This window comes from Oleiphilus sp. HI0086, assembly GCF_001635225.1.
Window position 1 is genome coordinate 1 of the sequence record NZ_LWFZ01001513.1, and the last position, 7,922, is coordinate 7,922.

At 44.8% G+C, this 7,922-nt stretch carries 8 protein-coding genes and 1 pseudogene; 6 read left to right on the forward strand and 3 right to left on the reverse strand.

The window, feature by feature from the left end; translation table 11 throughout:
- The 4 genes and pseudogenes from A3756_RS25520 to A3756_RS25535 all read left to right on the forward strand — a co-directional run.
- A pseudogene (locus A3756_RS25520) lies at positions 1-510 on the forward strand (hypothetical protein); the annotation flags it as partial.
- A gap of 31 nt (positions 511-541) precedes the next feature.
- Positions 542-1,306, forward strand: a complete 765-nt coding sequence (pgl, locus tag A3756_RS25525; RefSeq protein WP_197469694.1) for a 6-phosphogluconolactonase — start codon at positions 542-544, stop codon at positions 1,304-1,306.
- Positions 1,307-1,330: 24 nt separating this feature from the next.
- Complete coding sequence (gene gnd / locus A3756_RS25530; RefSeq protein ID WP_068514356.1) at positions 1,331-2,785, forward strand: decarboxylating NADP(+)-dependent phosphogluconate dehydrogenase; 1,455 nt, start codon at positions 1,331-1,333, stop codon at positions 2,783-2,785.
- A gap of 14 nt (positions 2,786-2,799) precedes the next feature.
- Positions 2,800-4,215, forward strand: coding sequence for an amidase (locus tag A3756_RS25535; protein WP_068514359.1), 1,416 nt, complete (start codon positions 2,800-2,802; stop codon positions 4,213-4,215).
- A 418-nt stretch (positions 4,216-4,633) separates the two neighbouring features.
- Here the strand turns inward: A3756_RS25535 and A3756_RS25540 are convergent, their stop codons facing one another.
- From A3756_RS25540 to A3756_RS25550, 3 genes are all read right to left on the reverse strand, one after another.
- Positions 4,634-5,074, reverse strand: coding sequence for a hotdog fold domain-containing protein (locus tag A3756_RS25540; RefSeq protein WP_068507593.1), 441 nt, complete (start codon positions 5,072-5,074; stop codon positions 4,634-4,636).
- Positions 5,075-5,090: 16 nt separating this feature from the next.
- Positions 5,091-5,507 (reverse strand): MarR family winged helix-turn-helix transcriptional regulator, encoded by a 417-nt coding sequence (locus tag A3756_RS25545; protein WP_082865504.1) that lies wholly within the window; start codon positions 5,505-5,507, stop codon positions 5,091-5,093.
- Between the two features lie 109 nt (positions 5,508-5,616).
- On the reverse strand, positions 5,617-6,507 hold the full coding sequence (locus tag A3756_RS25550) for a LysR family transcriptional regulator (protein WP_068514364.1): 891 nt from the start codon (positions 6,505-6,507) through the stop codon (positions 5,617-5,619).
- A gap of 125 nt (positions 6,508-6,632) precedes the next feature.
- Between A3756_RS25550 and A3756_RS25555 the strand changes: the two genes are divergently transcribed.
- Both A3756_RS25555 and A3756_RS25560 read left to right on the forward strand, forming a co-directional pair.
- On the forward strand, positions 6,633-7,478 hold the full coding sequence (locus A3756_RS25555) for an acyl-CoA thioesterase II (protein WP_068555023.1): 846 nt from the start codon (positions 6,633-6,635) through the stop codon (positions 7,476-7,478).
- A gap of 50 nt (positions 7,479-7,528) precedes the next feature.
- The coding region (locus tag A3756_RS25560) for a molybdopterin-dependent oxidoreductase (RefSeq protein WP_156490772.1) at positions 7,529-7,922 on the forward strand (394 nt) is incomplete at its 3' end.

Genomic DNA, 7,922 nt, shown 5'->3' on the forward strand with positions numbered 1-7,922 from the left:
CCTTTTTATATTCGAACAGGGAAGAGCTTGCCAACGCGAGTGACGGAAGTTGTTATTCACTTCAAACATACACCACACCCTGTTTTTGGGCTGAATGCACCGGCAAATAAACTGGTGATACGCATTCAGCCAGATGAAGGGATCGTGATGCAATTCGGTCTTAAGAAACCCGGAGCAGGTTTTGAGTCGAAAGAGGTGAGTATGGACTTTCGTTACCAGGATTTACTCGATGAAGAAGGTGATGGTGTACGCATTCTGAATGCCTATGAGCGCTTGTTACTGGATGCACTGAATGGCGATGCCACCTTATTTGCTCGTAGCGACGCCGTGCAATCCTGTTGGCAGTTTGTCGAGCCTATTCTGAAATATCAAGCTGGCGACCATGCCTTGCATGGTTATGCGAGTGGTACATGGGGGCCGAAAGAAGCCGAGAGCCTTCTTCGGCGTGATGGCCGTACCTGGCGTTTTCCGTGTAAAAATTTAGCCAATACTCATTATTGTGAGTTATAGCGAGATAAAAAATTCTTAAGCAGGGGGCAGTATGAATGCGAGTAGTGATGGTTCTATTATAAGCATTTATGAATCAGCTGATGAGCTTGCAGAGGTAGTGGCCAAACAGTGGCTGGCTCTGAGCCAATCTGGCGCCGATATCCATATCGCTTTATCGGGCGGGACAACGCCCAAACATATTTTTGGCTACATAGCCCACAGTGATTACGCAAATAGCATTCTTTGGCGGAACTTACATTTCTGGTGGGGAGATGAACGTTGTGTGTCGGCTAATGATGAGCAAAGCAATTATGGTGAAGCCATGCGGCTGTTGTTTAGCCATGTGCTAATTCCAGCGAGTAACATTCATCCCATTCATGGTGAATTAGCGCAAGAAAAAGCCTTGATCGAATTCAAAGATGAAATGCTGGCTTGTCTGCCATCAGTATCTGATGGAGTGAATGCCTTTCCTATTTTTGATTGGGTTATGCTGGGTATTGGGGAAGATGGACATACTGCCTCATTGTTTCCTGGCCAAACAGATTACGACTGTGCTCAGAGTGCCGTTCAGGCGACTCAACCAAGCTCCAAGCAGGAGCGAATCTCGCTAAGTGCTTCAGTCATATCATGTGCCAAGAGAGTGACATTTATTGCCTTGGGTAAGAGTAAGGCAAGTGTCGTGCGAGAAATAGTCGATCAGGCAGAAGTCTCTAAAAGCTACCCGGCAGCCAATATTTTTTCACGAATTATTGCAAGCTCAGGGTGTGTTGAGTGGTATTTAGATGCGGAATCGGCAGCTAAACTTAGCGAGCATTAAACAAGAAATAGTCGAGGGATAATTATGGCGGATAACAAAGCAGACATTGCAGTCATTGGTCTAGCGGTAATGGGGCAAAACCTGGTTCTGAATATGAATGACCACGGTGTCAGGGTCGTTGCGTATAACCGAACGCAGAGCAAAGTATCCGAGTTTATCAAGGGTCTTGCTGCTGATACGCTAATACAAGGTGCAAATAGCCTTGAGGATATGCTGGCGAAGCTCTCCTCGCCTCGTAAAGTGATGTTAATGGTAAAAGCTGGTGAGGTGGTGGATGCCTACATTGAACAGCTACTTCCTTTGCTAGATGATGGTGATGTCATTATTGATGGGGGCAACTCCGACTATCGAGACACGGCTCGACGAGTAGAGTCATTATCTGAAAAAAATATTCACTATCTCGGTATCGGTGTTTCCGGTGGTGAAGAAGGTGCACGTTATGGGCCGTCTATCATGCCTGGTGGTGATGAGCGAGCCTGGCCGCTAGTAAAGCCTATATTTCAGGCTATTGCGGCGCGCACCGATGCTGGTGAAATTTGCTGCGACTGGGTTGGCTCGGGCGGTGCAGGGCATTTTGTGAAAATGGTTCACAATGGCATCGAATATGGTGATATGCAGCTCATCTCTGAGGCTTATCATTTTATGAAGAGTGGGTTGAATTTGAATCACCCTGAAATGCAGAAAAGTTTCTCGGCATGGAATAAAACAGAGTTAGATAGTTATTTAGTTGAAATAACAGCCAATATTCTTGGCTTTTATGAAGATGGGCAGCCCTTAGTAGAGAGCATTCTTGATACGGCAGGGCAGAAAGGAACCGGTAAACTGACTGCAAATAGCGCACTTGAAAACGGTGTACCTTTGAGCTTGATTAGTGAGTCGGTCTTTGCACGATATATCTCCAGTTTCAAAGAAGAGCGAATCGCTGCTGAAACAGCTTTCGCGCGTGAGATATCTAGTGTTGGTGGAGATAAGGACGATTGGCTTGAAGCGTTGAGAGAGTCCTTATTGGCGTCTAAGATCATCTCTTATGCTCAAGGTTTCATGTTAATGAAGCAAGTTTCAAACAACTTGGATTGGAATCTGAACTTCGGGAATATTGCTTTAATGTGGCGAGGAGGTTGCATTATCCGAAGTCGTTTTCTAGAGAATATTCGTGACGCCTTTATAAAGAACCCTGAGCTCTCTTTCTTAGGAATCGATGACTATTTTCAACAATTATTGAAGCAGTCACTTCCTTCCTGGCGCAGGGTTTTGGGTAAAGCGATTGAAATCGGGCTACCAATGCAATGTACCGCGTCAGGCTTGTCTTTCTTTGATGCCTTCACCTGCGGAAGATTGCCAGCAAATATGCTGCAAGCGCAACGTGATTACTTCGGTGCGCATACTTATGAACGGGTTGATAGAGATCGAGGCGAGTTTTTCCATACGGACTGGATTGGAAGTGGTGGAGCGGTATCCTCCAGCCAATACAATGCCTAATATATGAGCGCAGCATGATTCCATCGGCGAAAACAATTAATGCCTATACAGAAGATGTTCTAGGTGAACTCGATGGAGTAGGAATTGCCGAAAGGGTTCGTAAAAGAGAAATATCGGCCCAAGAGGCGGTTGAAGCGAGTATTAGTCGCGCGATGCATGTTGAGCCGAGCCTAAACAGTCTTGCTGTGGAAATGTATGACAGGGCTCGACGGTACGCATTGTTGCCTAATTCAGGGTATTTTTCCGGTGTCCCTAGCTTTATTAAAGATAATGACGACTTTAACGGAGTGCCCTCCGCTCATGGTTCCGCAGCGTTAAAACCTAAACCCGCAGCAAAATCTTCAGATTTCGTACGTCAATTCCTGTCGCTAGGCGTCGTGCCCCTAGGAAAAACTCGAATGCCTGAGTTTGGCTTAACGGCTACGACTGAGTCTAGTTATTTTGGCTCGACTTCTAACCCGTGGAACCTTGAGCGTTCAACTGGCGGTTCATCCGGCGGATCTGCCGCCATGGTTGCAGCTGGCGTTGTGCCCTTTGCTCATGGGAATGATGGCGGTGGTTCTATCAGAATACCTGCGGCATGTTGCGGGCTAATAGGGCTGAAGCCTACAAGAAGTCGCTTAGTCGATATGAAAGGGTCCCATTTATTACCTATCAATTTGGGGCACCAGGGAATTCTAAGCCGTAGTGTTCGCGATACGGCGATGTTTTATTCCGAAGCTGAAAAGTTTTATCTCAACCGAAAACTACCTGCGCTGGGTGAAATCACCGGCCCCGCTAAAAAGCGACTTAGAATCGGCTTTTATACAGATGGCCCTGGCCATCTTTATAGTGATTCAGACAATGCGGCAGCCGTGCATCAGGCGGCCAGAATATGCAGTGATTTAGGGCATGATGTGGAAGAAGTTTCGTTTCCATTTGACCCTGCTTTTGGGGACGACTTCTTGCTCTATTGGGGAATGATGGCGTCGATTTTTTCTACAACAGGTAGCGTTCTGTTTGGTACTAAGTTAAATAAGAAAAAGCTCGAACCGCTGACCCTTGGGTTAAGTAAGCACTTCCGAAAACATATACTTAAAGCGCCTTTAGCGATTAAACGCTTACTGGGTTTTACTAATGTTTATCAACAAGAAATGGCTAACTATGACCTTATGTTATCGCCAGTTTTAGGGCACCCACCGCCGAAAATAGGCTATCTTGCGCCTGACGTAGAATTTGAAAGTGCTATAGAGCGCCTAAAGCATTTTGTACCTTATTGTGCGATTCACAATGTCTCGGGCGCGCCTTCGATTGCTTTGCCTATTGGCGTTAGTCAAAAACAGGTGCCTGTTGGCGTCCAGTTCTTTGCACAGTTTGGAGAAGATAAACGCTTGCTTGAGTTGGCTTTTGAGATTGAGGAAGCAGTGCCTTTTGTGTTGAATAAATATTGAATTAACAACGAGTATGATGAAGAAAGGGATCGAGGTATGAAAAAGGTGTTTGGCATATTAGTCACTGTATTGTTGCTTGCAGGCTTGAGTGCTTGCGACAAAATTAACAATGCCAGTCGAACGATGGATACGATGTTAGGGGGGGGATTATGAGGTTCATATTCAGGGCTTTGATAAACCTTTCTACATAAAAGGAGGGAAGGTTACTTCAGTACCTGACAAAGGTTATTATGTATTTTATCCAATGATTGAGGGTAAAGAGAAGCTGGTTCAATCGCCTATCCAGTTAACGACGATTATTAAGACTGATTGATTGTAGGCAGAGTCTTCCACGGCTCGCAGACGGGCAAGCAAGGGTTGATCCTGCGAGGGAATGGAATCCTCTGCCTATGTTTAAAGAATGGGCGGAGCAATCAACCTACTTATGCTTCACATTCATCGTAATATCAGCGGTAAAGCACTTGGTTCCTTCTGTGTCATACGCTGCTACGGGCACGACTACCTTGCCTTCCTGTGAAAAATCGACGTCTGCCGCTTCACACACAACTTTAAGGTCTGTTTTAGCTTTTGCGATATATTCAACAGTCATACCTTGAGGAACCCATCGGGCACCAGCGGGAATCGAGACGTCAGTTGTCATACCGCCTGCTAATTCAGCAGCGTTACACATTGCAATGGCATGAACGGTACCGATATGGTTGTGCACCTTCTTTTGGTTTTTCAAGCTAACTTCACAATAGCCTGGTTTAAGGTCAATGACTTCTGGGTCAATTGTCCCAAAGTAAGGTGCGATTTGAGCAACGCCCTTCGAAAACATCTCTGGGCCCATTTGTTGGAACATTGCTAGAAATTGACTCATATTGAATACCGCGTACTTATTTAAAAATGTCGATCACCTTGTTTAGGAAGCGACTGACGGTTTCAAGCTCTTCTTCTGAAAATTCTTCACTGAGCTTCTCGTTTACTTGCTGGATAAGTGGGTAGAGTATCGGTAATTTATTTTTACCCTCGTCAGACAAAAATAACCTTGATGCTCTGCCGTCTTCGGCACATCCTTTGCGCTCAATAATGCCGTTCTTTTGCATTCGGCCAACCAAACCGGTGACTGCAGAGTTATTCAAACCCAATGCTTGTGACAGCGTTTTCTGTAAACAGCCTTCATTTTTAGCAATGAACATCAGTGCAGCAGCTTGAGTGACTGGAATCCCCAGGCGTTGCTCGCACTGGGTATCTGCAAACTTAAACATTCGGTGCTGAGCCATGTTGATCAGAAAGAATAACCTTTTATCCACTGTCGATTCCTTGTCTAGTAGTTATATAGTTCATATGTGATGTATATTACTTTGCATATAAACTAAATTTAAATGCAAGCGTTTGTTTGTTTTTTATTTTTTCAACAAATTACTTAAGTGTTCTGAATAGCGCTTGTATCCAGCGGTAAAGCGAGTTGAAATTATCTGTTTCTGCCATGGCTTTAGGGGCAACGAGCCAATATGCATACTGGGTTGTCAACGGCATGGTTGATAAGGGAAGTAGCTTTCCATCTCTGATCCTTTGATTGACCATAGGGAGTAATCCAACGACGACTCCTAAGCCTTCTTCAGCAGACCGAATGGCGGAGAAATAAGAGTCGCAAACAATTTTTTGCTTTGGGTTAAAATCTCCAAATGAGCCGCGCCAATCCCGAAGATCATCATATAGCGATATGACAACCTGATTTTCGATCTCCTCCTTTGACATTAATTGGTCACGGGAAAGACCATGTTGGGTCAGGTAGTCCTCGCTACATAGAAGTTTTACGTCAACACCACTGACAAAGCGTGTTGCTAATTCTGGCCAGTCCCCCTTTCCGAAACGTAATGCCGCGTCTGCAGGTTCATCGTCAAAATTAACGTATTCATTGCCTGTCGTGATGCGTAGCTCTACCTCTGGAGCATAGTCTTTGAAGCGTGCGTAATTTGGAATCAGTAGTTCTTGAGCGATGAAAATGGGTGAGCTGATTTGAAGCGTTGGGTGGCAAAATTTTCGTTCGAATTCTCGATAGGAAGTATTGTGGCGCTTAATAATATCTCTTGTTGTCTGGTAGTAAAACTCTCCGGCTGAGGTGAGTCGTAGTTTGCGAGAGCTTCGGTCAAACAACGTTAAACCAAGATATTCTTCCAATACTTTGATTTGCTGACTGACGGCAGGCGGTGAAACACAGAGTTCCACCGCTGCTTTCTTAAAGTTTAAATTTCTGGCCGCGGCTTCAAATACAGGTAGCCACTGAATTGGGGGAGCTTTTTGTTGCATGGAACACCTTAATAGATAAGCTGAAGTTATCCTAAGTTCAAATATACTGAATTGCCAGTGGTAAAAGGTTAGATTAATTTACTTAGCATATAAACTAATTTGTGCGATTTTTTGGAGGTTTCGGTATGAGTGCATCTAATGTGGCAAAGACACTAGAACAGCAAGAGCATGCATTTGATGGTGCAGTTAACCTGAAAGGGGACCCCAATTGCCTGGTTGGGCAAGTCAGTGCAGACTATCAAAATATGGTAGGCCCTTTCGGTGGTGTGACGGCGGCTACGATCCTTCAAGCAGTGTTAGGTCACCCAGAAAGAGAAGGCATGCCGGTATCGATTACTATTAATTATATGGGGCCGATTGAAGATGATGAGTTGGTGGTCAAACCTGCTCTATTAAGAACTAACCGTTCCAACCAGCATTGGCGTGTAGATTTTTTGCAAGGCGATGTAATGCAGTGTTCTGCTAGTTGTGTTTTTGCTAAGCGAAATGAGACTTGGTCTAATGATGAAGTAAGGATGCCTTATGCACCAGATTTTGAAGAGGTGGATTCACTACCAAAATTTCCGGGCATGCCGAGCTGGGTAGACCAATACGATATGCGCTTTGTTTATGGTGCTCCTTTTCAGCCGCTAGTTAAGGGTAAACAAGCAAACCCCTCCGAGAGCCTCTTGTGGATTTCTGACAAGCCAGCAAGAAAGCTGGACTATGCCTCAGTAACAGCAATCTCTGACTCGTTCTTTCCACGAATTTTTGTTCGAAGACATAAGATCGTCCCAATGGGAACGGTTAGTTTAACGATTAATTTCCATATAACTGAAGATGAATTGTTGGGCTTGGAGGCGACTCATCTGCTTGGTCGCGCTAGCGCTACCAAATTTACTAATGGTTATTTTGAGCAAAGGGCTGAGCTATGGAGCCCTGATGGTACCTTGGTGGCGACAAGTAGCCAGATGGTGTATTACAAAGATTAAGCTAGTCTATATCTCAATAATTACAGCTTTTAAAAAGCAAGAGAGCGATCATGACAAACGTTGATAGTGAGAATACAGAGCTGCATAAAACCGCTTGTATATTATGTTCACGAAACTGTGGCTTGGATGTTACCACCCAGGACGGCAAATTAATTAAGATCAAAGGTGATCCTCAACACCCTATGACTAAGGGCTATATTTGCCAGAAAGCGGCAAGATTAGAGCATTATCAAAATCACGATGATCGTTTGACACATCCTTTAAAAAGGATGCCAGATGGGAGCTTTCAGAAGGTTAGCTGGGATCAGGCCTTAGATGAAATCGCTGAAAAAATGAATGTAACGCGTGATCAGTTTGGCCCCGATTCTTTCGCGATTGTAGGTGGTGGTGGTCAAGGTAATCATCTTGGCGGTGCGTATGCTTCACAACTGCGTTATGCCATGG